Consider the following 24,613-nt stretch of genomic DNA (forward strand, 5'->3'; position numbering starts at 1 on the left):
CAGCATGGCTGTGGCGCGCCAGAGTAGATCGCCCGCCAGTCTGGTCAGACGGACCGAGCGGGGGGGAGGGAATTGCGGTAGTAAGCAATCAAACTATCGGCAAAATCGCGAGCGAACGCTGAAAGGCCCTCGAAATCCTGAGCACATAATTGGAACGTGCGAACCGCCCAGGGATCTAGCAGGCCGCACGATCCAATATTCTGTTGGCCCTTGAGTCGGTTATAGACCGCTTGTGGCACCACAGCGATACCCGCGCCTGCTTCGACCATTCGGAAAATCGCGTCTGAACTGGCAACTTGCACACGGATGGTGAAGGATTTATGCAACGCTGAGGCGGCGCGGCTGAGAAACACGTGAATGGCGCTGCCTTCCAACAGCGACACAAATTCGTATTGAAGGGCTTCCTTGAAAAACACCTCACCTTTTTCCAGCAGTGGGTGGCCAATGGGGGCAATGACCATCAAGCGGCTGGAAACCAATGGAACAGTTTGAAGGCCCTCGGTTACCACACTGCCAGAGACAATCCCAAGGTCGGCACTGCCATCGCGAACGTTTCTGATGATGTCATCGCTCAGTTTTTCGCGCATGTCGATATGCACATCAGGGTGGGTTTTCAGGTAGTCACCTACTACCGGCGGCAAGTATTCAGTAATAGCGGTGGTATTGGCCTGAAGGCGGAACTGGCCCTTGAGCCCGATAGCGTATTGCTGCAATTCGCCGGTCAGCATTTCCAACTGGGCCAGAACAATACGAGCGTGTTGCAGGTAGGTCTTCCCAGCGTTGGTCAGCGTAACGCCCTGCGGCGAACGCTCGAGCAATCGCATCCCCAGATTTTCCTCCAGGTTCTTGATGCGGTTGCTGGTCGCGGGAACGGATAGAAATGAGCGCTCGGCACCTCTGGTCAGACTGCTGGTTTCCGCAATGTTGATAAACAAGCGGAAATCAGTGATATCGAAATGCATCGCCATGATGATTGCTTCTAGCCAAATAAAAAAACACGTTACTGCCTTGCATCCAGCACTGTCCAGAAAGGCCCGTGGTCTCTCTGGACACCCCCATTACCAAGCCGATGGTTCGAAGTAGAATCCATCGCCCTGACGACGAATGAAACCACAGTGGGGTTCGCCAAAATGCACGGGCATGATCAGCGCCTCTCGATCAGCGGCGCGGTTGAGAAACTCCAGGCGTGTCTGGCGGGCGGTGTCCGCCCAGATGCAATATCCAGAGTTCAGGTCAGGCCGGACGATCTGCAAGGGGCTGTGCAGAATGTCGCCGCAGAACAACCCTTCCTCGCCACGTGAGCGAACACGGAACGCCACTTGCCCTGGGCTATGGCCGGGAGCTGGCTCGACCACCAGGCAATCTGCAATCTCCTGGGCTGGATCGATCATCACGCCAAGCCCTTCATCGATAATGGGCATGACACTGTCGAAGAAGGAGTCTCCGAACACGTCGATCACCCCTGGTTCCTTGTTTTTGCCTTCCTTGCAGAAGACAAAGTCCTCCTTGGGGATGTAGTAGCGTGCGTTGGGGAATGTCGGCACCCAGCGCCCGTCCTGCCAGGTGGTGTTCCAGCCCACATGGTCGGCATGCAGATGAGTCAGTACTACGTGAGTGACCTTTTCGGGTGGGGCACCGGCGGCAATCATCCATTCGCGCACCAGGGTGTTGAGCATGTTCATGCGTGGGATGCCGGCCCTGGGCTTGAAGTTGCCCACGCCAGTGTCGACCACGATGATGTTGCTGCCCGCGTGCACCACCCAGAACTGAATGGTGACAATCAACTTGTTCATGTGGGGCACCCAATGATTGGGTGCCATCAGCGCCTGATGTTCCTCCAGCACACTGCGATCGATATCCGGAAAGAGAAAGGCCGGGTCATGGGTTGGGCCGGCGTATTCCAGGATCCGGGTAACCTTGATATCTCCGATCATGCGTGACTGCATCATGTGGCTATTCCTTCAATCTTGTTTTAATCACGAGCGTGGCCGCAGATGCTACGGGCACGCATTGAGTTCGCGGTTACTGGATTCAGATTCGCTCGAACAGGGCCGCCATGCCTTGGCCGCCTCCGATGCACATGGTTTCCAGGCCGTAGCGGGCGTCACGCCGACGCATTTCATGCAATAGCGTGGTCATGATCCGGATGCCGGTGGCGCCGATAGGGTGACCCAGGGAAATACCGGAGCCATTGACATTGACGCGATCGATATCGTCCATGTTCCAGGCCCGCAACACTGCCAGCGCTTGGGCGGCGAAGGCTTCATTGACTTCGATCAGGTCCATGTCGGCAAGACTCAGTCCGGTACGGCGCAGCAGTTTGTCCACTGCCGGTACCGGCCCGATTCCCATGCGTGCCGGATCGCAGCCTGCCGCCGCCCAATCCACCAGGCGAGCCAATGGGCGCAGGTTATAGCGCGCAGCGTATTCAGGGGAGACCACCAGACAGCCGGCGGCGGCATCGTTTTGTTGGCTGGAGTTACCAGCCGTACACACGCCGTCGGTCAGCAAGGGGCGAAGCTGGCTCAGGGTTTCGCTGCTGGCGTCGGCGCGAATGCCTTCGTCGGTTGTGACTTGCACGCTTGCGCCGCGTTTGCCCGGGACGTTCAGGTGGATCACCTCATCAGTGAATCGACCCTGCTGCCACGCGCTGGCTGCATTCTGATGGCTGCGCACGGCAAAGCGATCCGCTTCGTCACGGCTGATTGAGTAATCGCGGGCCAGGTTTTCGGCCGTTTCCGGCATGCCTGAAATACGCCCAAAACGAGTCTCTGGCTGAGAGCGTTCGCGACCGCGCTCCAGGCGGTCATGCAATTTAACGCTGCCGGCGCGAGCGCCCCAACGCATGTCGGTGCTGTAGAACTCGATATTACTCATGCTCTCGACACCAATCACCATCACGGCTTGAGCGTGGCCAGTCTGTACGTGCATGGCGGCGTTGGCGATTGCCTGCAACCCCGAGCCACAACGGCGGTCAAGGGTATAGCCCGGCACTTCGATGGGTAAATCAGCGAGTAGACCTGCGTAGCGGCCCATACAGGGTGCTTCGCTAGAGGCATAGGACTGGGAAACGATGACCTCATCCAGAGAGCCAGGCTCAATGCCCAGGCGGTCGATAAGAGTGCGGATGACCGTTGCCGCCAATTGATCCGCGGACAGCGAGGCGAGGGCGCCGCCAAACTTGCCGATGGGGGTGCGCAGCGGCGAAACGATCAAAGCATCCTTCATAACGCATTTGCCTCTGGTAGTTGTAACGGGGTGCGCTGCATGGGTGTCCAGCATGGCGGCCGCTCCCTGAGCAAACAATTCGATTTAATGAAAGGCCCTCTTTCAGTGTGCTTAAGGCACGACCCACAAAAGACCATGTTTCGCTGTGCGCAAGTTCTGCTTAAGCAAATCCCAATACCCAACAAATGGCAGGCTCACCATGCTGGGGGCCGCTGCGATCCGTGTGGTCGGGTACCTAACAAAAACAATCGAAAGGAAACAACTCCCCATGCAAAAGCATCGTCTTGCGCGGTCTTGCGCTTTGTATTGCATCACCCCCGTCATGGCGCTTCCCGCACTAGCCAAGGCTGATTTTGTTGAAGACAGCAAGGTCAATCTCAACTTGCGCAACTTTTACTTCAATCGTGATTACCGTCAGGAAAATGCCCCCCAGTCCCGTCGGGAGGAGTGGGCGCAGTCATTCATGCTCGATGCCAAGTCCGGATACACCGACGGCGTGATCGGCGTGGGTGTGGACTTGTACGGGGCGGTCGGTCTGAAGCTTGATTCTTCGGATGCCCATGCAGGTACCGGTCTGCTGCCTAATAGATTCGGCGATGCAGGGCCTGGGGAATACACTGATTTATCGGGTGCATTGAAGGCCAAGGTCTCGAAGACAGTGTTCAAGGTCGGTGGCTTGATGCCCAAGTCGCCGGTGCTGCTGTCCAGCGATGCGCGGCTGATGCCGCCATTTTTCAACGGTTTGTCGGTGGTGACCAACGACATCGACAATCTGGTCGTTGACGCAGGACAGATCCGCAGTGTCAATTTTCGAAATGCCAGCAGTAATCATGATGACCTGCGCACAGCCAACTTCGCGGCCAGCAGCGACCGCTTCAACTACGCCGGCGCCGCCTACAGTTTTTCACCGCAACTCACGGCCTCCTTTTGGCGCGCCGAACTGGAAGATGTCTACCAACAGAATTATTACGGCTTGCTGGCTTCGCAAAAATGGGCGGATTGGACGCTGGGAGCGAACGTGGGTTACTTCGACAGTTCTGAAGTGGGAGAACGTCGAGCGGGCAATATCGACAGCGGTCTGACGACCATGCTGTTATCAGCCAATAGGGGGAGCCACACTTTTAGAGTGGGCTTCCAGGACAACCAGGGGCGCACGGCTTTACCCTTCCTGCAGGATGCGGACCCCAATGTGGCTAACGTCGTGCAAATTCTGGATTTCACCCGTGCCGAGGAACGCTCCTGGCAGGCACGCTACGACCTGGATTTCGCCGGTTTCGGTGTGCCCGGGCTGACAGCGTTCACGCGTTATCTGCGCGGTGATGGTTATCGGGTCGCGGGCAGTGATGGCCATGAGTGGGAGCGTGACCTGGATGTGAGCTATGTAGTCCAGAGCGGACCGCTCAAGAATCTTGGCGTGCGCTGGCGCAATGCAATGGTGCGTTCGGATGTGTCTGGTGAGCTGAACGAGAATCGCTTGATCATCTCTTACAGCATTGCCCTGAAATAACCTGGGCAAAAAAGGCGGGCTACTGATGAAGTTGCCCGCCAAAACGCAGTTCTCAAGAAGTGTGAGAGGCCGCCAGCAGATTTCGTGCGCGCTGGATCACAGGGGCATCGATCATCTGGCCATCCAGTTGAAACGCGCCAGCCTCGTCCCGTGCTCGCTCCAGGACGCGCTGCGCCCAGCTCAATTGCAGCGCATCCGGGCGCATGACTTGATGCACGATGCCCACTTGGGCGGGATGAATGCACAGCATGCCGGCGAAGCCCATTGCTTGCGCTGCGGTCATGAACGCCGCAACGCCTTGTTCATCGTCAATCCGAGCGAACACGGTTTCCAGTGGCGGCGCCAGGCTGGCAAGGCGACTGTGCAGCAGCAGCGCGAAACGCACGTGATCAAGCATGCGCTCGGCACCGGCACTACCCGCTACAAGGCCCAGATCAAGGCTGAAGTCCAGTCCGCCATAGGTCAGGCGCTCAACGCCCGAAGTTTGGGCAATTTCGGCCAGCTCCTGCAGCCCCTGTGCGCTTTCGATAATAGGGATGATCGCCTTGCCACTCAGCGCTGCGCGGGCTACATCTGCCGGGTGCTCGGCCTTGGGCAGCAAGAGGCCGATCACGCCTTTTTGCCGGGTGCAAAAATCCAACTCTGCCGCATGCTGGGGATGATTTACGGTGTTGACCCGCACCCATACGCGGGCGTCAGGGTTATCTGCAAGAAACTGCGCCAGATGCTGGCGTGCGGCGACTTTTTCCGACTCCTGAACAGCATCTTCGAAGTCAACGATCACTGCATCAGTGCCACAGGACAATGCTTTGGCGAAGCGCTCCGGGCGATTGCCCGGAACGAACAACGCAGTCCTCATTAGAACATCCCTCATGATTGCTCCCTTCAAAAGCTACGCGGCAGTTCCAATAGATGCTCGGCGACATACGAGAGGATCAGGTTGGTAGAAATCGGCGCGACCTGATACAGGCGGGTTTCGCGGAATTTGCGCTCCACGTCGTACTCGCAGGCAAAGCCGAAACCGCCGTGAGTCTGCAGGCAGGCGTTTGCCGCTTCCCACGATGCCTTGGCGGCCAGGTACTTGGCCATATTGGCGCTGGCGCCGGCGTTCCTGCCACTGTCGTATTCTTCGCAGGCTTGCCAGCGCATCAGGTCGGCCGCTTCGATCTCAATATGGGCTTCGGCAATCGGGAACTGCACGCCTTGGTTCTGTCCAATCGGTCGGCCAAACACCACGCGATCACGGGCGTAGGCCGCAGATTTTTCGATAAACCAGCGACCGTCACCGATGCATTCGGCGGCGATCAGCGTGCGTTCGGCATTGAGTCCATCAAGGATGTAGCGAAAGCCTTTGCCTTCCTCGCCGATCAGGCTGTCAGCGGGGATTTCCAGGTTGTCGAAGAACAGCTCGTTCGTCTCGTGATTGACCATGTTCGCGATCGGCTGCACGGTCAGGCCGTTGCCGATGGCCTCGCGCAGGTCGACGAGAAAAATCGACATGCCTTCGGATTTTTTCGTGACTTCGGCCAGTGGTGTGGTTCGGGCCAGCAGGATCATCAGGTCCGAGTGCTGGATGCGCGAGATCCAGACCTTCTGACCGTTGATGACGTACTTGTCGCCCTTACGCACGGCCGTGGTCTTGATCTTGGTGGTGTCGGTGCCGGTGGAGGGTTCAGTCACGCCCATCGATTGCAGGCGCAGTTCACCACTGGCGAGCTTTGGCAGGTAATAGCTCTTTTGCGCTTCGCTGCCGTTACGCAGTAGCGTGAACATGTTGTACATCTGGCCGTGGATGGTGCCAGAGTTGCCGCCGCAACGGTTTACTTCCTCAAGGATCACCGAGGCTTCAGCCAGGCCCAGACCCGAGCCGCCGTACTCTTCTGGAATCATCGCCGACAGCCAGCCGGCTTCGGTCATGGCGCTGACGAAAGCTTCGGGGAAGCCCTTTTCTTCGTCGATCTTGCGCCAGTAGGCCGCATCGAATTCGGCGCACAGGGCGCGCACGCCTTCGCGGATGGCGTTGAGTTCTTCATTGTTATTAGGGGTCATCATTGATCCTCGGGAAAAATAGGTAACGGCTCAGTCGAATTCGATCGTTGCGTATTGGCTAATGCCATTGGAGTCGCTTGCCCATAGCTCAGCGGTACCATGCTCTAGGTGTCGGCCTGCAAAGTAGATGGGCGCTGGTGCGATCAAAGGACGAACGCCGCGAAAGCTGAAGTGCTTCATTCGCGCAAGCGGGTTCGCTCTTGTAAAGGCAGCAAGGTTCATCGTGGCCACGAGGGGACCGTGTACCACCAGCCCGGGATAGCCTTCGGTTTCAGTGACGTACGGCCAGTCGTAATGTATGCGGTGGGCATTGAAGGAGAGTGCCGAGTACCGGAATAACAACAGCTCGTCAGGCACGACGCTTTCACCCCACTGCGTTTCAATCACCGGATCGCCAGGGGTAGTTTTCGGCGGGCTGGGCTGGCGGTAAACGATGTCCTGTTCTTCGCGCACACACAGCAAATCGTCTTCCCAAACCTCATGTGCCAGGGTTACGAACAGCAGCGACCCGGTGCGGCCATGTTTCTCTTCAATGTGCTGGATGGTGGTCAAGCGACGGGCTGATGCACCCACGTGCAGCGGATTGAGAAAGCTCACACGACTGCCGGCCCACATGCGATTGCGATCGTGGGCCGGCGGCATGAAAGTGCCCAGTGTTGGATGGCCGTCCGGGCCCAGCCCGCTTTGTTGTGCACAATCATCAAAGAAGCACCAATGCCACAACCATGGGAGTTCCTCACCTTCGGCGGGGGCGGGGACCTCAAAGGTTGCGGCAATGCGTCGGACCAGTGGTGCGCTGAACTGGTCACTACGTTCCTGGGTTCGCCCCAACCAATTCTCACGATCGAAATCCTTCATGCTTTGCATCCCTGTTGATGGGTGATGCCGGCATCATGAGTCGCGATCGGGAGCAGGGGGAATTTGCTTTTCCATAAGTCAGTGTGAAGTTTTGCCTAAGACAGGCTCGGTTGAGTGGGGGGGGTAATGCCGCCTTCCAATTTTCGAAATTGCTGCTCTGCGTTGCCCCGGCCATGCTCGTGAGTCAATTATCAGGAGGGCAGGCGGCTATCGACCGGTTCTTGGATACACGCAATCAGGCGCTATCGCTGTTTGCCAGCAAAGGCTATCGCAACGTCGGCATGCGCGAGCTGGCCTCGGCACTGGGTATTAATTGCGGCTCGCTCTATAACCACATCGAGAGTAAAGAAGCGTTGCTTTTCGAGTTTTTCGAGGAGTTGTACGAGCTATTGCGATTGAAAGCCGAACGGATTCAGCGGCGTGCTGCTCCAGGTCGATTGAGAGCCATTATTGAAATGCACCTGGAGCTACACACGCGTATGCCCTGTCATTTCCAGTTAGTTGAACGCGAATGGCCCAGCCTCTCCGAGCCATGGCTGAGCCAAGCCGCTACCCTGCGCCACAGGTATGAGCAGATCGTCGCCCAAGCGCTTGATCATCCGCCTTCAGAATTGAATTGTGAAAGCAGTGTTGTGACGTTGCTGAACCAGGCGCCGGCCTGGTTGTTGAGCGTGGCGCCGAAGGCTAAGCAACGGGCTGAACTTGTTCATGGCATGGTCCAGTTGATACTCAACCAGGCGACCTTGAAGTGTGGGCCATCCGGGTTAGACCTGACTGATTAAGGAAAGCGAAAGGGAGGCTTTCAATAACTCAAATAGGCGCGCACTCAAATCTGGGAGAAGCTCAGCGCCACTGAGTACCCATAAAAATAAGGATTCGCCTATGTTCTCCTGGTACAAGAGCGGCACCGTACGTGAGAAAAAAACCTTCTGGGCCTGCTATGCAGGATGGGCCCTGGACTCCTACGACATGCAGATGTTCAGTTTCCTGCTGCCAACCCTGATGGCCATCTGGGGTTTGACCAAGGGCGAGGCAGGTATCGTGGGCACCTCAGCGCTTCTGTCCGCTGCGCTGGGAGGATGGGTCGCGGGGATCCTGAGTGATCGGTATGGGCGAGTGCGTATTCTTGTTTTCACCGTGTGCTGGTTCACCCTGTTCGGGGTAATCGCCGGATTTGCGCAGAGCTTTGAACAATTACTGGTGGCGCGCACCCTTCAGGGCCTGGGTTTCGGTGGTGAATGGGCGGTAGGTGTGGCGTTGATGGCCGAGGTCATCAATCCGAAAAACCGTGGTAAGGCGCTAGGTTTTGTACAGTCTGGTTTTGCCTTGGGTTGGTCGGCTGCGGTGCTGATCGTGACCGCAATCCTGGCGTACGTCCCAGCAGAATACGCGTGGCGCGTTGCTTTCTGGGTCGGGGTGCTTCCGGCACTGGTGGTCATTTTCATTCGTCGCAACGTCAAGGATTCGCAAGCGTTCGAGCAGGCGCAAAAATCCAATGTCGATAAGGCAACGATCTGGACGGTTTTCTCGAAAAAGTATGTTCGAGTGAGCATGCTGTCGAGCCTGCTGGTGATTGGCTTGCAAGCCGGCTGCTATGTGATCCTGGTGTGGACACCTTCATTGATGGCTGAGCGTGGTGTCGAGAAGGGGTCACTGATAATGACCATCCTGATCATGGCGGCGGGAAGCTTCTGTGGGTTTTGCGCGACCGCCTATCTGTCGGATCGACTGGGTCGTCGACCGACCTTGATCATGCTATCGCTAGGTTCCTGGATTGTGACCGTCGCCTACATGTTCGTTCCTTTCAATGCCGTGGTTGCCCACGTGATGGGCTTCCTGGTCGGCGCGTTCGCGATTGGGATGTTTGCGGCACTGGGACCGTTCTTGAGCGAACAGTTTCCCACTCAGGTCCGGACTACCTGCATGGGGTTCTCCTACAACGTCGGTAAATCCATCGGTGCCCTGGCCGTGACTGGAGTTGGGTTACTGGCGGCAAAATTTGGTTTGGCGCAGACGGTTGGCGGATTTTGCCTCGTGGCTTACGCGCTTGCGGTGTTTGCTTTGATGTTCTTACCCGAAACCAAGGGCATCCGCCTGGACACAATTGACCACAGTAACGAGGAGCCATTGTTGCAACCCTTTCCGAGCAACGTAGTCGAGAAACTCTAATGATCAGAATTGTTTATCTGCTGGTAAAGCCTGAAACCATGAGCAATGAGGTCTTCAAGCGCGAGTGTATAACTCACTTCGAGATGAGCGAGGGTATGCCGGGCCTGCACAAATACGAGGTGCGGTTAGTGGCCGCCAATCCAAGTGATACTCACGTTCCTTATCTGGATGTAGGTCCAGTGCATGCCATTGGTGAGTGCTGGTTTCTTGACGAGGCGAACTATCAAGTCTACATGGAGGCCGACAAGAGAAAGGCGTGGTTCGAGCATGGCAAGACATTCATCGGGCAGCTCAAGCCTTTTGTGACCCAAGAACTGGTGTGATGGCAACGGCCAGTTAACCCTCCCTGAAAACTGGCTATGGCTCAATGCTGTAGCCAGTTTTTGACGTAGTCATAGTAGGCTGCGCTCGCCATACAGCGGCCAATGGCAAGTTGGCGCCGCTCGACCCCCTGCGACAATGTCATCGCCTTCGTGGCTTATTCTGAAATGCTTCGCGAGAGCTTGCCTGCTATTAAGGCATTGGCATGCTCAACGGCGGACTATCATTGAAAAGTACATCAGAAACGATGTCGTTGGCCTTCTGTCGAGGTGCGGGAAATCGTTGAAATTGTCCGCAGTCTCAAACTGGCGACCAGCAAAAATTGAGCGCCGTTGCACATTATTTGCTCACTGTATGCGCCGCGGCTCGTCTTTTATCATGAGCTTATGCACGGATTCACAGGGCTTCGTGGAACTGTACGCATTACATATTAAGGAATTATCGGATTTTCACTGAGCAGGTGAGGCAAGAAAATGGCCAAAGCCGCCGATGTTGTTGTGCAATGCCTGGAAAATGAAGGCGTCGAATATGTGTTCGGCATTCCCGGTGAGGAAAACCTCGACCTGCTTGAATCGCTACGCAAGTCGCCGATCAAGCTGGTCCTGACCCGTCACGAGCAATCCGCTGGCTTCATGGCCGCCACCTATGGTCGCCTCACGGGCAAGACCGGCGTTAGCCTTTCGACCCTTGGCCCTGGCGCGACTAACTTGGTGACGGCCAGCGCGTACGCCTATCTGGGCGGCATGCCAATGATGATGATTACCGGCCAAAAGCCGATCAAGAAGTCCAAGCAGGGCCGTTTTCAGATCATCGATGTGTGCGGCATGATGGCCCCCATCACCAAATACACCCACCAGTTCGCCTCGGCAGACAACATCCCGGCGCGGATGCGTGAAGCGTTCCGTCTCGCTGAAGAAGAGAAACCCGGCGCCGTGCATCTGGAACTGCCGGAGGACATCGCCGCCGAGCAGACCGACAGCCTGCCGATGCCACCGAGCTTGCATCGCCGTCCGCTGGCTGAGCATAAATCGGTTGATGCGGCCGTTGAGAAACTGCAGAAGGCTCGCAGTCCGATCCTGGTGATCGGTGCCGGCGCCAACCGCAAAATGACCGCCAAAGTCTTGAAGCAGCTGATCGACAAGACCGGTATCCCGTTCATCACGACCCAGATGGGCAAGGGCGTGGTCGACGAGCGTCATGAGCGCTTTCTGGGCAACGCGGCCTTGTCCGCTGGTGACTTCGTCCACCGCGCCGTCGAGGCTGCCGACCTGATCGTCAACATCGGCCATGACGTGATCGAAAAGCCGCCGTTCTTCATGGTCCGTGGCGGCACCGAGGTCATCCACATCAACTTCCGCTCGGCCGAAGTCGATGCGGTGTACTTCCCGCAGATCGAAGTGATCGGCGACATCGCCAACGCCGTGTGGCAGATCGGTGAGGCATTGACCGACACCGGTCACTGGGACTTCAGCCGCCTGATGGCCATTCGTGACGCCAACGAAGCGCAGATCACTGAAGGCGCGGACGATGACCGTTTCCCGGTCTACCCGCAGCGCCTGGTAGCCGACATTCGCCGCGTGCTGCCATCCGAGGGCATCGTGGCTTTGGACAACGGCATCTACAAAATCTGGTTCGCCCGCAACTACAAGGCGCACAAGCCCAATACCGTGTTGCTGGACAACGCCCTGGCAACCATGGGCGCGGGCCTGCCGTCGGCGATGGCCGCACATTTGGTTTACCCGGATCGCCCGGTGATCTCGGTGTGTGGGGACGGCGGTTTCATGATGAACAGCCAGGAGCTGGAAACAGCCGTGCGCCTGGGCATGCACATCACCGTGGTCATCCTGCGGGACGACGGCTACGGCATGATCCGCTGGAAGCAAGCGAACATGGGTTTCACCGATTTCGGTTTGGATTATGGCAACCCGGATTTCGTCAAATACGCAGAGGCTTATGGCGCCAATGGCCATCGGGTGGAGAGCGCCGAGGGTTTCCTGCCGCTGCTGGAGCACTGCATTAAAACGCCGGGCGTACACGTGATCGACTGTCCTGTCGATTACAGCGAGAACGACCGGATCCTGAACACGGAGTTGCGCGTGCGTAGTGCTGCGATTTGATCGTGCTCTGAAGCGTTAATCTCAGCCTGTGTGGTGTGATGCAGCGCCTCACTGGTTTTTTGCTTTTTGGGGGCACCGAAAAAATCGGTTGGCGGGAATGGTCGCGGCTCGTTATGGCGCGCCGGTCACGCTGGGGATTGCAAAAGGTTTTTTGCTGCTTTATCTGATTGCCAGCATCGGTGGGCGCGGTATTAAAGACGAGCAATGAAAAAGCCCGCACGGGGCGGGCTTTCTGTAGATGGGCCAAATCCCTTTGGCTGACTGCATTGTGCTGGGTAAATGTGACGGTGGTGTGACGGGATGGATACGAAAAGCTCGGAGCTGGGCAGGGTGAATCATCATGTGCTGGATGAGGGGGCGGAACGGTTTCTGTCCCAATCGCCTCCTTCTTCTCCTTCGATCCGCCCCGCAAGCGTTCTCCCCGCCACATACCCAAACGTCATCCCCGGCCCGAGTGTGATGCCACCACTGGGGTAATACCCGTTCATGATGCTGCTCATGTCGTTGCCCACGGCAAACAACCCAGCAATCGGCACATCGTTTTTATCCAGTACCCGAGCACAGGCATCGGTATTGAGCCCAGCGAAGGTACCGAGGCTGCCAGGCACCAATTTCACGGCATAGAACGGTCCCTGGCGCAGGCTGCCCAGGGACGGATTGGGGCCATGAAGCGCCTCTCCCTGGCTTTTGTTGTACAGCGATTCCCCGCGCTGGAATGCCGGATCGCAGCCTTTGTCGGCATGTTGATTAAACGCATCAACCGTGGCTTGCAGCTGCTTGGCCTCGATGCCGCATTGATGTGCCAATCCTTTAAGGGTCGGGTCCTTGATCAGATAGCCGTTGCGAACATAAGACGCCGTCGGGAATGGAAAGGGTTTCGACCAGCCCAGGCCATAGCGGCGCTGGGCGCGGTGGTCGCAGATCAGCCAGGACACCGGGGTTTCTTTCGGTCCCGAGGCATTGAACAGTGCGCACATGTAGTCATGGTAAGAATTCGCTTCGTTGACGAAGCGTCGGCCATCCTGGCGTACAGCGATAAAGCCCGGTTTGGCCCGCTCCATTAAATGTGGAAAGCCACTGAAGCCGCCGTCCTCGCGCGGCACGCGGGAGACGGGTGCCCAAGCCGCGGCGTGCGCCAGGTCGGACGCAATGTGAGCCCCGACGCTTTCGCCCATCCTTAGACCGTCACCCGTATTGCCCTTGGGGGCAGCGCTCAAATGTCCGCTGCCATCGGGCGCATGGGCGAACTGGCGGGCAATACGCTGCCGGTCGTGGGGGAAGCCGCCGCAGGCCAGCACCACACCCCGTCGTGCGCGGATCTCGTGCAGGCGTGCGGCGCACTCGATACGGGCGCCGACTACACGCCGATTTTCATGCAGCAGCTCATGTACCGGTGTGTCGGTCAGCAAGCGAACGTTTCGATCCAGTGCGCTTTTGAGCAGTCGCGCGACCAGTGCGTTGCCGTTCACCAAGTGCATGCCCCGACCGTGGCACATCAGGTCACGGGCATGGCGTAACAGGCGTTTGCCGGCATACAGCATGGAGGTAGCGGAGCGGGTCGCGTTGAGGAAATGGTTGAGATCGGCGCCACCGGCAATGCCCATTCCGCCAAGGCTGATGATGTCCAGGGGGCGGCGAAGCTTTTTGATCCAGGGACCCAGCTGGCGACCATCGAACGGTAGTGCGCAGACCGAGCGACCGCCTTTGGCGTGGCCTTCGCTGGCATGAAAATCAGGCATCTTGCTGCCGGAGAAAAACTGCACGTCGGTATGGCGCTGGAAAAATTCGACCATCTGTGGGCCTTGTTCGAGGAACGTTTCCAGGCGTGGGTCGAGCACATCGCTGTGCAGTTCATTACGCAGGTAGATCCGCGCTTGTTCGAGGTCTTCAACGATCCCTTCGGCGACGGCCAACGGGTTGCGGGGAATCCACAGCCAGCCGCCCGACCAGGCGCTGGTGCCGCCCATCACCGGCTCTTTTTCCACCACCATGACGTCGAGGCCAAGCTCGGCGGCGGTCACGGCAGTCGCCAGGCCCGAGGCGCCGGAACCGATGACCAGGACATCACAGACAAGAGGGCCGACGTCAGTCGACGGCAAGGCGCTCATGGCGACCTCCATTTTTGTTTTTATCGGCAGGGCTGGCCGCTCCCCGGGGGAAGCGGTGCAACTGGATGGCGGTTACTTCAACGGTGAAAAGTCGGTCGGGCGCAGCAGTCGCGACTCCAACGTCACGACCGCGTCGAGCTCTTTGTTCTGCCGGGCAAAGTCCTGCCAGCGCGGATCGGCTGCCATGGCGTTGCGACGGGCCATGCGATCGTCGAGGCTTGCGTAGCCCCAGATGTGCACCACCTGGTTGACCTCACCAATTTCGGTGGTGAAGAAACCGATCAGATTGCCCAGATGCTCTTGCTGCACGGTCAGTGCGGCGTTTTTGTACAGGGCGAGCCAGTCACCCAGGCGGGTTGGTTTAATCGTGTAGGTGCGCAGTTCGTAGTACATGCTGTTCTCCAATGCGGGTTTCGGGGGTTGTGCTGCGGTCAAGACGGGCCGCGATATCACTGGCGGCCAGATAACCGAAGGTGATGCCGGGGCCGAGGGTGATGCCAGGCCCGGGGTAGGTGCCGTCCATGATCGAGTTCATTTCATTGCCGGCGGCATACAGGCCGGGGATCGGCGCGCCGCTGCGGTCGAGCACGTTGGCCTGGCCGTTGGTGACCAGTCCACGGGCGGAACCGAGGTCACCGGTAAACAGGCGAATGGCATAAAAGGGCGCTTTGTGCAGCGGTTTCAGGCACGGATTGGGGCCGTGTTGCGGGTCGCCCATGTAGCGGTTGTAGGCACTGCTGCCTTTGCCAAACTGATGGTCGACGCCTTGGGCGGCGTCGGCATTGAACTGCGACAGGGTCTGCTGCAGGGCAGTGGCATCGATGCCGGCAATGAGGGCCAGTTCGACGAGGGTGTCGGCACGCAGCAGATAACCCGCTTCGATCAAGGTGCTGTTATCGACCGGCCGTGGACGGGCCATGCCCATGCCATATCGGTTCATGGCCTCGCTGTCACAGATCAGCCAGCAGGGTGCATTGCTGCCGCCATTGGCGAACATGCCTTCGACGAAGCAGTGATAGGAGTTCGACTCATTGACGAAACGCCGCCCGGCGCGATTGACCGCGATCACGCCGGGTTTGGCCCGATCGGTGACCAGATGCGGAAAGCGCTCGACGCTGCCATCGGCCTTGCGAAGCACCGAGACGGGTGCCCAAAAGAAATTCGCCGAGAGGTTTTCACCCATGGCTGCATTGACTGAAGCAGCCAGTCGCTGCCCGTCGCCGACGTTGGCCGGTGGCGACATGCTCCAGTGTTCCGAGTCCGTTGATGGCCGTTGTTCAGCGGCTTGAGCGCTGGCCGCAAATCCGCCCATGGCCATGACCACGCCGCCTTTGGCCAATACCTTGCGGGTTTGTCCGCGCCAGGTGATTTGCACACCCGTTACCGTACCCTGTTCGACAAGCAGCGCTTCGGGCTGCGCCTCAAGCCATAAATCGACGCCCTTGGCGAAGGCGGTGGTTGCCAGGCGCGCGATCAAGGCATTACCCACGGTCAGGCGTGTGCCCCGTGGGTGGTTGAGGCGGTCGACTGCATAGCGGCCCATCAGTTTCAGGCAGTGCCAAAGGGATTTTGGCGAGCGCTTGAAACTGAGGAAGTGCTGGATGTCGACCCGATTGACCATCATGCCGCCGAACAGCAGCATGCCGTCCGGAGGCTGTTTCAGGTCTTTGAAATGCTCGCCGAGATTACGCCCGTCGTACTCGTCGATTTCCAGAGCGCGGCCGGTTTGCGTGCCTCCGGGTAAGTCCGGGTAATAGTCGGGCGACAGCGGGCGCAGGCTGTACTTGAGTTCGCTGTGAGTCTCCAGAAAACGCAAGGCTTCACGGCCGTTGTCGATGAAAGCGTCGATCAACGCCGGGTTATAGCTGGAGCCGATCACTTCCTTCAGATAGCGGCGCATCTGCCCGGCGTCCAGGTGATGGCCGGCGGCGCGGGCCTGGTCGGTGTCGTGCAGCCACACCGCGCCACCTGAAATCGCCGAGGTGCCGCCGAAGGCCTCGGTTTTTTCCACCAGCAGCACCTTGAGGCCACGGCAGCTGGCGGTCACCGCCGCGGCGAAGCCGGCCGCGCCGCTGCCGAGGACGATCACGTCATAGTTCAAGTCTGCGCCGGCAGCGGGCAGGGGAGTGGTCATGTTCATTGTCTATCGCCTGTCGAGGACACGGTCACAGAATCAGATCTGCAGCGGCGTCACGCCCATGAAATGGCCGAGGTTGCCCAGTTGCGCCAACGCCATCTCCGGCCCGGTCTGAATCGGGCAACCCCGGTCTCGGGCGAAGGCCAGAAAAGGCGTCATGGCGGGCGAAGTCACCACATCGGCGACCAACGTCGAGCCTTGCAGGGTTTGCATCAGCTCCAGCGGCAACGGCATCGGACCTTCATCGCTGGTGGCACCCATGCCGACCGGCGAGGCATTGATCACCAGGTCGAACGGTTCGAGTGAGGCGGGCTGGGTGCTGATTACAATTTCAGGAAAGGCACTGCGCAACAGCTCGGCGAGCGCCTCGACGCGTTCCGTGCTCAAATCACTGATGACCAGATGGCTGATCCCGGCCTGACACAACGAGTAGGCAATCGCGCTGCCAACACCACCAGTGCCGATCACCAGCGCCTGTTTGCCTTGCGGGTCGAAACCCTGCTGGCGCGCTGCACTGAGGAAGCCTTCACCATCGACGATATCGCCCACCAACCGACCATCGGCCTCGCGGCGGATGACGTTGACCGAACCCAGCACCGCCGAGCGCTCGCTGACGCTGTCCAGGCGGCTGGCCAGCAACTGTTTATAGGGAACGGTCACCACACAACCGCGCAGGTTTCGCCAGCTGCGCAGGGTCTCGATGAAGTTCTGCAGGGCGCTCGGCGCAAGGTCGATGGCCAACATGGCAACGTTTTGCTGGCGGTCGGCGAACCAGCGATTGAAGTTTTCCGGCGATTTCACCTGGGTCACAGGTGAGCCGACGATGGCGACCAGTTCAGTCGAACCCTTGATCATTTGGTGTACCCGCATATTGGCTGTGTTGTGGGGCCGATACTGAAAGCGGGGCGTTTGGGGAACAATCAAGCCGCAGTGTGTTTACGTTGATAATCGCCTTGGCACTGCGATAATCGCATTATTTGCTAAAAATCAGAGGGCGCCACGGTGAAGCAACCCACCATCCATCAAAGGGATTTGATCGTCGGTCTGCAAAAGGGCCTCGCTTTATTGCAGCTGTTTTCCCAGGAACACCCGCGCCTGAGTGTGCCCGAGGCGGCGCGCATGACCGGCATGACCCAGAGCGCCACGCGGCGTTTTTTGCTGACCCTGGTGCATGACGACTTCGCGCAGACCGATGGCCGTGATTACTGGCTGACCGCCAAGACCTTGCGCATCGGCCAGGCCTATGTCGATTCGGCGGTGTTGCCCCGCATGCTGCGGCCTATCGTCGAACAGGTGGCGCGTACCACTCAGGAGCATGTGTCGGTAGGCGTGCGCGATGGTGATGACATCGTGCACGTGGTGCGCAGCCGTTACAGCCACATCACCTCGATGTCGATCCGTCCTGGCTCGCGAGTGCCGATGTATTGCACCGCCAGTGGACGGCTCTGGCTGGCGAGCCTGTCAGCAGAGGAACTCGACACGTATCTCGCCAGAAATCCGCTCACGGCGATTACCCCATATACCCTCACCGATGAAACGGAGATCCGAGCCGAAATCGCCTTGGCCGCGCAGCGTGGTTACGTGATGGTGGATCAGGAATACGAAGTGGGCATGCGGGTGCTGAGCGTGCCGCTGATTGACAGGGAAGGGCGGTTGCAGGCCACCTTGACGTTGACGACTCATGCGTCGCGAATGACTGTCGAGCAAATGCGTGAACGGTATCTGTCGACGTTGTATGAGGGGCAGGCATTGCTGCGGCCGATCATGACGATCTAGCAGGCCGTTCAAAAATAACCCGGACCTTGCGGCCCGGGCTTATGAGTGTTTCCTGCAAAGTCGTCAGCCCTTGTTCACCACGGAGTAGGGGCCAGTGCGGTGCCGGTACCTTCGCCATTGCGAATGAACGGAAGGTGCCAGAAGTCATTTGGAACGATAGGGTCACCCGGCTTGACGTTCTCCGGAAAGATGAATTCGAACACTGGCGCCACGTATTGCCCTGCAATCAGGCCGTTGGCGACTGGAGCCTGACTTTTGAGGCAGTTGTCCACCAGGGCCTGTGAAAGGTTCGACGGGTCCGGAACGCACATTGAGCGCGCCATTACCCGCAGGGTCCGGGTCGGCTGGCTGAGAAGTCCGGTTGGCGCCTTGGTTGCCCGCAGCCTGGCACGCTGTGGTTGAGCACCTGTGTTCTGGGTGGTGATGCCGCCCGAAACACCACGGCAAGTCGCTGCCAGGGTCAGTGCGGGATTGCATTCACCAGTCATCTCAAAGGGGGTCACCCAACGGTTGTGTTCCACGCCGTTGGTGTCCACATCGATAAGGTAAATATCCACCGGCGTCAGGATGTCGGTTGTCGATGTCTCAAGGAACATCCGATCCTGGGTTTCCTGCGCCACGCCGCTGACGGCTGTTGGGTTCGGATCGGCGCTGCCGATACCGAATTCGCCGATGGCCAGGTAGCTGGGCTTCGTACCAGGCTGCGTGTAGATACCGACGTTGGCTTCGATGGTGTGGGCAGAGATGAAGTCCGGGTTTCCAGAGGTTGGCGACTTGAACAGGGTGCCGGAATAGCTGATGAAGTCGCCGACTTCGAAAGGCGCCTGCTGTTTCGGATCAGGATCCGTCGCAAGTATTGTAGAGGGGTCTTTCATGACGAACTGGCTGCAATAAACCTGGTTTAACGCCGGTGGGCTCAATTCGCCGCTGGCCGGCAGCGGACTGATACCGGCCTGGCTGAAATTGCGGCAGTTGTTGGTCGTGGTCGGTGTTTTGGCCAGTGGCCGGTTTTTTTGCGGGCACGCTGCGTCATCGGCGCTACGTGGCACACACATGGGATAGCCGGTGGCTGCGTGAATGGTCGGGTTGGCATCATCCACGGAGAAGCGCGGGTCTGCGCTGCGGATTCGGCCGAAGCGTCCATTCGGGTCGTTGATCTGCAGTATCGTGGGCGGCTGCGAGGAGCTGCCGTTCACCTCGATATTGCCGGTATCCAGGTCGATCCCAGTGATGAAACCGCTGCCTGTCTGGGTTGTCTGTTGGGAGACATCGATCAGCCCGGCGATCTGTTTGCCTGCGACGGTATTGCCCACCACGTGGATCTCGAACGATGGGTAGGCGGCCCGGGCGTTGTTGAGCCCCAAGGGCCCACCGTTGACGAAGTCGCGCCAGGTCAGGGTATTGGCCGGCATCTGGATGATCATGTTGCAAGGGACGGTAATGGTCGTGCTATTCACCACAATCTTGCCGCCACTGCGCTCCACTGGGGTGGCAACCCCTGGGCAGGTATCGGCAGGGGCATCTACCGTCATGTCCTGGATAAAGCCCGTGATGTCGAAGCCGTGAATCGCATTGGCGTCGGTGAAGACGGGATCAGGCAACGTAGGTGTGGCGAATGGCGCCACCGCCCCCTTGGTGGGGGGCTTGGCGGTCCCGCCGCCACCTCCGACCCCATTTTTGGCCCAAGCCGCGCCGGTTCCGCCGATGGCCAGTGCAAGGGCTATCGCACTGGCAATCAGTGCAGTACGGCCGACTCCCTGGGGTCGCAGGTGAAGCAGCGATTCAACATGTGCTTTTGTTTTAGCGCCTAGTCTCATGGTTATCTCCAAGGTTTTGCCAGGCCGACTTCTGATCTATCGACCCGCCGACTCGCTGATGCACTATGGGCTGTGCACAGAAAACCAAGCGGAACAACGGTCGAATTGGGCTCGCGCCGGAGGGATGACAATTGTGAGCGGGTGCCATTGGCCCATGATCACAATTACCCTCCAGGCGCATTCAAGCTGCGTTGTGCTGGCCTGCCCTGGACACAAACGTCAGAGAGATTTCCCTGAGCCTGCTAGGTGTCAAGCACATATCGGGCCTAATTGTGTTAGCAAATATTTCTTATCGGAAATACTGAATACGGCGTTGTTCCACGCGTATTCGGGGTAGCTTTACCCCATCTGGAACCCGGTTGTGGGGGCCAGGAGTGGGGAATGGGGAATGGGGAATGGGGAATGCACCTGGAAACTGGGCGCACTCGCCAATCCCAGGAGAAGGGAGGCCTGATGCTTGAAAAAACATCGAACCTGGGGGTAATGCTGTTCACTTAAACGAATGAGGACCATTGTAGGAGCGAGCTTGCTCGCGAAAAACCTGTAGGCGCCACGATCATTCAGGTTGCACGCGTCATCGTTAACGTTTTCCGCGAGCAATCGAGCGTCGACCGGCTGCTCCTACAAAAGCTTAACTGAACAGCATTACGAACCTGAGGGCTGTTGGAGTTGAATGGCTCAATGTCCTGCCAAATGGCGCAGTGGAATAGATGGGCGCCCGGCATGGACGCCCATCCGATGACGGCAGGTTCAGCGCATGTGCACGTAGGTACCCGGCGCAGCCTCCGCCGCGGGATAAGCCCTGTTGCCCAGTTTACGGGGCGCCTTTTTGTGATCGCCCGAGCGTGCCTGCAGCCAGGCCTGCCAGTGGGTCCACCAGGAGCCCGACTGTTCAGTGGCCGCGTCCATCCACTCCTGAGCCTCGACTGGCAAGTCGCTGCCGGTCATGAAGCGTGCCTTCGGATTGCCCGGTGGGTTGAGGACGCTCTGGATGTGTCCGCTGTTGGACACCACGAACTCGCCCTGACCGCCAAATAGATGCATGGATCGGTAGCAGGCGTCCCACGGGGTGATGTGGTCGGTCATACCTGCGATGCAGTAGAAGTCACTGGTGACCTGACCCAGGTCTATCGGTGTGCCGCAGACTTCCAGTGCACCGGCGCGGGCGAACGGATTGGTCTTGTACATATCAATGAATTCGCCGTGCAGCGCAGCTGGCAGGTTGGTGGTGTCGTTGTTCCAGTAGAGGACATCGAATGCCGGCGGCTCGTTGCCGAGCAAGTAGTTGTTGATCCAGTAACTCCAGATCAAGTCATTGGGGCGCATCCAGGCGAAGACTTTGGCCAGCTCGCGGCCCTCCAGCACGCCAGCCTGATAGGAGCGACGCTTGGCTGCCTCCAGAGTCCTCTCATCGGCGAACAGCCCGACCTGGGTGTCCGGGCGGATGTCCAACATGCTGACCGCCAGGGTAAAGGCATTGATTTTTTTCTCGTCCAGGGCGGCGTAGTGACCCAGCAGCGAGGACATGGTGCAGCCACCGGAACAGGCGCCGAAAGTGTTCAGGTCGCTGCTGCCGGTGATCGCAAGTACCGCGTCGATCGCTTCCTTCAGGGCTTCTACATAGCTGGAAAAACCCCATTCACGTTGTTCCTTGCCCGGATTGCGCCAACTGACAGCAAAGGTCTGGATACCGTTGTCGAGGAGAAAGCGAATCAGGCTCTTCTGCGGCGTCAGGTCAAACAGGTAGAACTTGTTGATCTGTGGCGGCACCACCAACAACGGACGCGCCTGCACCTGCTCGGTACGGGGCTTGTACTGGATCAACTCCAGCACCTCGTTGCGAAACACCACCGCACCTTCGGTGATGCCCAGATTGTGGCCGACCTCGAAAGCCGACTTGTCGACCTGGCTGGGCATGCCGCCGTTATCGATGAGGTCTCGGGTCAGTTGCGAGAAGCCATCCAGAACACTCTTGCCGCCGGTTTCAAAGAAGCGCTTGATCGCTGCCGGGTTGGCCGGGGTGTTGGTCGGCGCCATTGCCTCGGTGAGCAGGCTGATGACGAACTGACCACGTTGGGCGTCCTGCTCACTCAGGTTGCTGGTGCTGATCCACTCGTTCATCTCCTGGCACCAGGCCAGGTAAGTCTGCATGTAGCGACGGTATAGCGGGTTGCGCTGCCAGGTCTTCTCGTCGAAACGCTTGTCTCCTGCCGCTGGCGCTAACTCTGAGCGGTTGAGCAGGACATTCTTCAGCTCAACGCCGAACGCAGCCATATGCCGAGCACTGTGCACAGGTTGCTTCAACACTTGTCGCAGGACCATGCGGGCGGTGCCGACCAGGTCGCGCCCGCGAGGACCGAACGCCGGGTTCAGGTTCAACGTGTGCATCGCGGCTTGCTGGGAGATCTTATCTTTCTTATTCATTGTGACGCTCCGGTGGGGCACCCAGGACTTACGCCCGGAAATTTGTATATCTGCGCGCAGGCGACCGGACAATGTGCCGGCCGGGCGAGCAGCAGAAAGGCAGGGCTTGCCATACAGATCTTGCGGAGCAGGGTATAGGCGGGGAGGGGCGGTCAACATTTCATTTGGCGACAACGGTTTTTCACTTCATGACAATCCACGGCTTTTGATCCGGGATTGGCCTGGGTCATCAATGAGCGCTGCAATATTGAGCACGATGACCGCAGCGCTGCTAACCCGCCAGATACGTCAACGTAATCCCTCCCTCAACTTAGGCGTAAACCCTCCCCAACAATGGGGCTTTCCCCACCCACGTGCCCACCCTAACCCCAGGCAGTGACGGCTAAATCTCATAACTACAGGGCTTGTGGGGCATGAAGTCTGTGCGATCAAAAATTGGCGCACTAATTGCCAAGTTACTTTGCCAGTCCACAAAGTTCGGAAGTCGGAAAGTTTGATATTTCCCAGGGTGGACATCGATCCCAGGAAGGTATGAATAGCAATCTATCTCAATCGAGCTCGAGGAAACCGTCATGAGTCACAGTAAATACACAACGGCTCAAGTTGCACTGCATTGGTTGTCGGCTTTCATTATTCTCTGGTCTTTATGTACAGGCTCTTACGTCGCGTTGTTCAATGCTACGCCTGACACTAAGTCAATGATAACGGCTCTCAACATTTCGATGACAACCGTGTTCATCCCTTTCTTCCTGTTACGCACAATCTTGCGCATACGTCATCTACACAAATACCCCGCCGGGCCGGGCGAGTTATTGGCAACCTTTGTCCATAACCTGATTTACCTGATAACAGCCATGGTGCTGCTGACGGGCGTGCTGATGATGGATCGACCGATTACGGTGTTTGGGTTACTGAGCATGCCGCAACTTATCGCCAACCCCGAGTTGCTGCACGACTTCCATGCCGCGCATCAAGACAGTACCGGCATGCTGGGTGGGCTGCTGCTGTTGCATCTACTGGCGGTGGCCAAACATGAACTCAGTGGCAACCGGATTCTGAAAAATATGAGCTTTCAGGCAGCGACCTGGGAGCTGCCACTGAATGCCAGCGAAGAAGCCAGCCGCCAACGCGCTACCGACGACAGTCCAATGTGGATTTCACCAGACGCAGCGTCAATGCCAGCTACCCTGCAACAGCCAATCCCAATGTTTGGCGGTAGCGTTCAAGATCGTCGCCGTGTTCCCAGACACTAGGGGTTTGCAGACCCGACCAACCTCCAATGGCGGGATTTGCGTCATCAAAAGAACCAAAAAAATGGACTTCCCAGCATGAGCGATGACCCAAAAGTGAAAGGCCCGGCATCGTACTTTCCTTCCATCGAGAAGAATTACGGCTACCCGATCAGCCACTGGTTGGATCTGCTCGGAACAATCAGCGACAAAAGACACATGGAAATGGTGGCCTGGCTCAAAACCGAACACACGATGGGCCACGGTCATGCGAATGCATTAGTCGCGTATCTTTTGGCAAACACCAGGAAATAAGCGCAGGGCACGCTGGCGAGGTTCATTGGCGTAGCAATCCAGCACGGTTGCCTGCGCCATGGGTTGGACCCTCCATCGTAGGCAATTTGCCTTTGGCCCGAGCGTAGGAGGGGAGTGCTGCGCAATAGAAAGGCAGTATATGAAGAAATGCCATCGAATCACTGCATGGGATCGACGGCGAGTAAAGCCAGTAGATGCACCCTATGGGCTCCACGGTGAGCGAGGGGAATCGTCTTTGAATCGAAAATTCGAGGTTGTGAATTAAATTGCTTTAAAGGGTTGCTTCTGAATTCTAATGCTGTACTATTCGCCTCCCGCTAACGAGCACTTCCAAGCTCTAGTGGTGTAAGTACTTGGTTTTATTGAAAAAATAAATAAAAAAGTTCTTGCATAAAACGAAGCGCGCTGTAGAATGCGCGCCTCGGTTGAGACGAAAGATCTTAACCAACCGCTCTTTAACAACTGAATCAAGCAATTCGTGTGGGTGCTTGTGGAGTCAGACTGCTAGTCAACAGATTATCAGCATCACAAGTTACTCCGCGAGAAATCAAAGATGTA

20 protein-coding genes are annotated in these 24,613 nt (G+C 58.0%); 8 read left to right on the forward strand and 12 right to left on the reverse strand.

The features are described from left to right. Nucleotides 1-44 precede the first annotated feature (44 nt). The 3 genes from ACRESJ_RS20895 to ACRESJ_RS20905 all read right to left on the reverse strand — a co-directional run bounded on the left by ACRESJ_RS20895 (nucleotide 45) and on the right by ACRESJ_RS20905 (nucleotide 3,228). Entirely contained in the window at nucleotides 45-968 is a 924-nt protein-coding gene (locus tag ACRESJ_RS20895; protein ID WP_431759596.1) for a LysR substrate-binding domain-containing protein, read from the reverse strand. 90 nt (nucleotides 969-1,058) lie between these two features. Next, a complete protein-coding gene (locus ACRESJ_RS20900) occupies nucleotides 1,059-1,949 on the reverse strand; it encodes an MBL fold metallo-hydrolase (RefSeq protein ID WP_431759597.1) in 891 nt (296 codons plus the stop codon). Between the two features lie 82 nt (nucleotides 1,950-2,031). Beyond that, entirely contained in the window at nucleotides 2,032-3,228 is a 1,197-nt protein-coding gene (locus tag ACRESJ_RS20905) for an acetyl-CoA C-acetyltransferase (protein WP_431759598.1), read from the reverse strand. A 268-nt stretch (nucleotides 3,229-3,496) separates the two neighbouring features. Between ACRESJ_RS20905 and ACRESJ_RS20910 the strand changes: the two genes are divergently transcribed. Beyond that, a complete protein-coding gene (locus ACRESJ_RS20910) occupies nucleotides 3,497-4,735 on the forward strand; it encodes an OprD family porin (RefSeq protein ID WP_431759615.1) in 1,239 nt (412 codons plus the stop codon). 52 nt (nucleotides 4,736-4,787) lie between these two features. Here ACRESJ_RS20910 and ACRESJ_RS20915 read toward each other — a convergent pair whose 3' ends face one another. From ACRESJ_RS20915 to ACRESJ_RS20925, 3 genes are read right to left on the reverse strand one after another with little or no spacing between them, the layout of a single operon-like run. Continuing rightward, nucleotides 4,788-5,609 (reverse strand): HpcH/HpaI aldolase/citrate lyase family protein, encoded by an 822-nt coding sequence (locus tag ACRESJ_RS20915; protein ID WP_431759599.1) that lies wholly within the window; start codon nucleotides 5,607-5,609, stop codon nucleotides 4,788-4,790. A gap of 11 nt (nucleotides 5,610-5,620) precedes the next feature. After that, nucleotides 5,621-6,784: an acyl-CoA dehydrogenase family protein gene (locus tag ACRESJ_RS20920; RefSeq protein ID WP_431759600.1), complete on the reverse strand. Its 1,164-nt coding sequence runs from the start codon at nucleotides 6,782-6,784 to the stop codon at nucleotides 5,621-5,623. 30 nt (nucleotides 6,785-6,814) lie between these two features. Beyond that, nucleotides 6,815-7,642 (reverse strand): FAS1-like dehydratase domain-containing protein, encoded by an 828-nt coding sequence (locus tag ACRESJ_RS20925; protein ID WP_431759601.1) that lies wholly within the window; start codon nucleotides 7,640-7,642, stop codon nucleotides 6,815-6,817. Nucleotides 7,643-7,821: 179 nt separating this feature from the next. Here ACRESJ_RS20925 and ACRESJ_RS20930 point away from each other — a divergent pair, with 179 nt between their 5' ends. From ACRESJ_RS20930 to ACRESJ_RS20945, 4 genes are all read left to right on the forward strand, one after another. Further along, nucleotides 7,822-8,424 (forward strand): TetR/AcrR family transcriptional regulator, encoded by a 603-nt coding sequence (locus ACRESJ_RS20930; protein WP_431759602.1) that lies wholly within the window; start codon nucleotides 7,822-7,824, stop codon nucleotides 8,422-8,424. 100 nt (nucleotides 8,425-8,524) lie between these two features. Then, nucleotides 8,525-9,811, forward strand: coding sequence for an MFS transporter (locus ACRESJ_RS20935; RefSeq protein WP_431759603.1), 1,287 nt, complete (start codon nucleotides 8,525-8,527; stop codon nucleotides 9,809-9,811). Continuing rightward, nucleotides 9,811-10,134, forward strand: a complete 324-nt coding sequence (locus ACRESJ_RS20940; RefSeq protein WP_431759604.1) for a 4-methylmuconolactone methylisomerase — start codon at nucleotides 9,811-9,813, stop codon at nucleotides 10,132-10,134. Before ACRESJ_RS20935 ends, ACRESJ_RS20940 begins: the two co-directional genes overlap by 1 nt. 471 nt (nucleotides 10,135-10,605) lie before the next feature. Continuing rightward, nucleotides 10,606-12,249 (forward strand): acetolactate synthase large subunit, encoded by a 1,644-nt coding sequence (locus tag ACRESJ_RS20945; RefSeq protein ID WP_431759605.1) that lies wholly within the window; start codon nucleotides 10,606-10,608, stop codon nucleotides 12,247-12,249. Between the two features lie 338 nt (nucleotides 12,250-12,587). Here ACRESJ_RS20945 and ACRESJ_RS20950 read toward each other — a convergent pair whose 3' ends face one another. From ACRESJ_RS20950 to ACRESJ_RS20965, 4 genes are all read right to left on the reverse strand, one after another. Further along, nucleotides 12,588-14,357 (reverse strand): FAD-dependent oxidoreductase, encoded by a 1,770-nt coding sequence (locus ACRESJ_RS20950; protein ID WP_431759606.1) that lies wholly within the window; start codon nucleotides 14,355-14,357, stop codon nucleotides 12,588-12,590. Nucleotides 14,358-14,429: 72 nt separating this feature from the next. Then, nucleotides 14,430-14,750, reverse strand: coding sequence for an NIPSNAP family protein (locus ACRESJ_RS20955; protein WP_431759607.1), 321 nt, complete (start codon nucleotides 14,748-14,750; stop codon nucleotides 14,430-14,432). Continuing rightward, complete coding sequence (locus tag ACRESJ_RS20960) at nucleotides 14,719-16,497, reverse strand: FAD-dependent oxidoreductase (protein ID WP_431759608.1); 1,779 nt, start codon at nucleotides 16,495-16,497, stop codon at nucleotides 14,719-14,721. The genes ACRESJ_RS20955 and ACRESJ_RS20960 overlap by 32 nt, the downstream gene beginning before the upstream one ends. A 33-nt stretch (nucleotides 16,498-16,530) precedes the next feature. Continuing rightward, nucleotides 16,531-17,349, reverse strand: coding sequence for a shikimate dehydrogenase family protein (locus ACRESJ_RS20965; RefSeq protein WP_431759609.1), 819 nt, complete (start codon nucleotides 17,347-17,349; stop codon nucleotides 16,531-16,533). 147 nt (nucleotides 17,350-17,496) lie between these two features. Between ACRESJ_RS20965 and ACRESJ_RS20970 the strand changes: the two genes are divergently transcribed. Then, nucleotides 17,497-18,270, forward strand: a complete 774-nt coding sequence (locus tag ACRESJ_RS20970) for an IclR family transcriptional regulator domain-containing protein (protein ID WP_431759610.1) — start codon at nucleotides 17,497-17,499, stop codon at nucleotides 18,268-18,270. A gap of 74 nt (nucleotides 18,271-18,344) precedes the next feature. On the opposite strand, the gene ACRESJ_RS20975 is transcribed toward ACRESJ_RS20970, so the two are convergent. Together ACRESJ_RS20975 and phaC are read right to left on the reverse strand one after the other, a co-directional pair. After that, nucleotides 18,345-20,087: a hypothetical protein gene (locus tag ACRESJ_RS20975; RefSeq protein ID WP_431759611.1), complete on the reverse strand. Its 1,743-nt coding sequence runs from the start codon at nucleotides 20,085-20,087 to the stop codon at nucleotides 18,345-18,347. A gap of 750 nt (nucleotides 20,088-20,837) precedes the next feature. Further along, on the reverse strand, nucleotides 20,838-22,511 hold the full coding sequence (gene phaC, locus ACRESJ_RS20980) for a class II poly(R)-hydroxyalkanoic acid synthase (protein ID WP_431759612.1): 1,674 nt from the start codon (nucleotides 22,509-22,511) through the stop codon (nucleotides 20,838-20,840). A 572-nt stretch (nucleotides 22,512-23,083) separates the two neighbouring features. On the opposite strand from phaC, the gene ACRESJ_RS20985 reads away from it, so the two are divergent. Further along, nucleotides 23,084-23,764, forward strand: a complete 681-nt coding sequence (locus ACRESJ_RS20985) for a cytochrome b (protein WP_431759613.1) — start codon at nucleotides 23,084-23,086, stop codon at nucleotides 23,762-23,764. A gap of 75 nt (nucleotides 23,765-23,839) precedes the next feature. Continuing rightward, complete coding sequence (locus ACRESJ_RS20990; protein ID WP_431759614.1) at nucleotides 23,840-24,055, forward strand: DUF4287 domain-containing protein; 216 nt, start codon at nucleotides 23,840-23,842, stop codon at nucleotides 24,053-24,055. Nucleotides 24,056-24,613 lie beyond the last annotated feature (558 nt).

The sequence above is a fragment of the Pseudomonas sp. genome (genome assembly GCF_050739655.1).
Lineage (GTDB): Bacteria > Pseudomonadota > Gammaproteobacteria > Pseudomonadales > Pseudomonadaceae > Aquipseudomonas.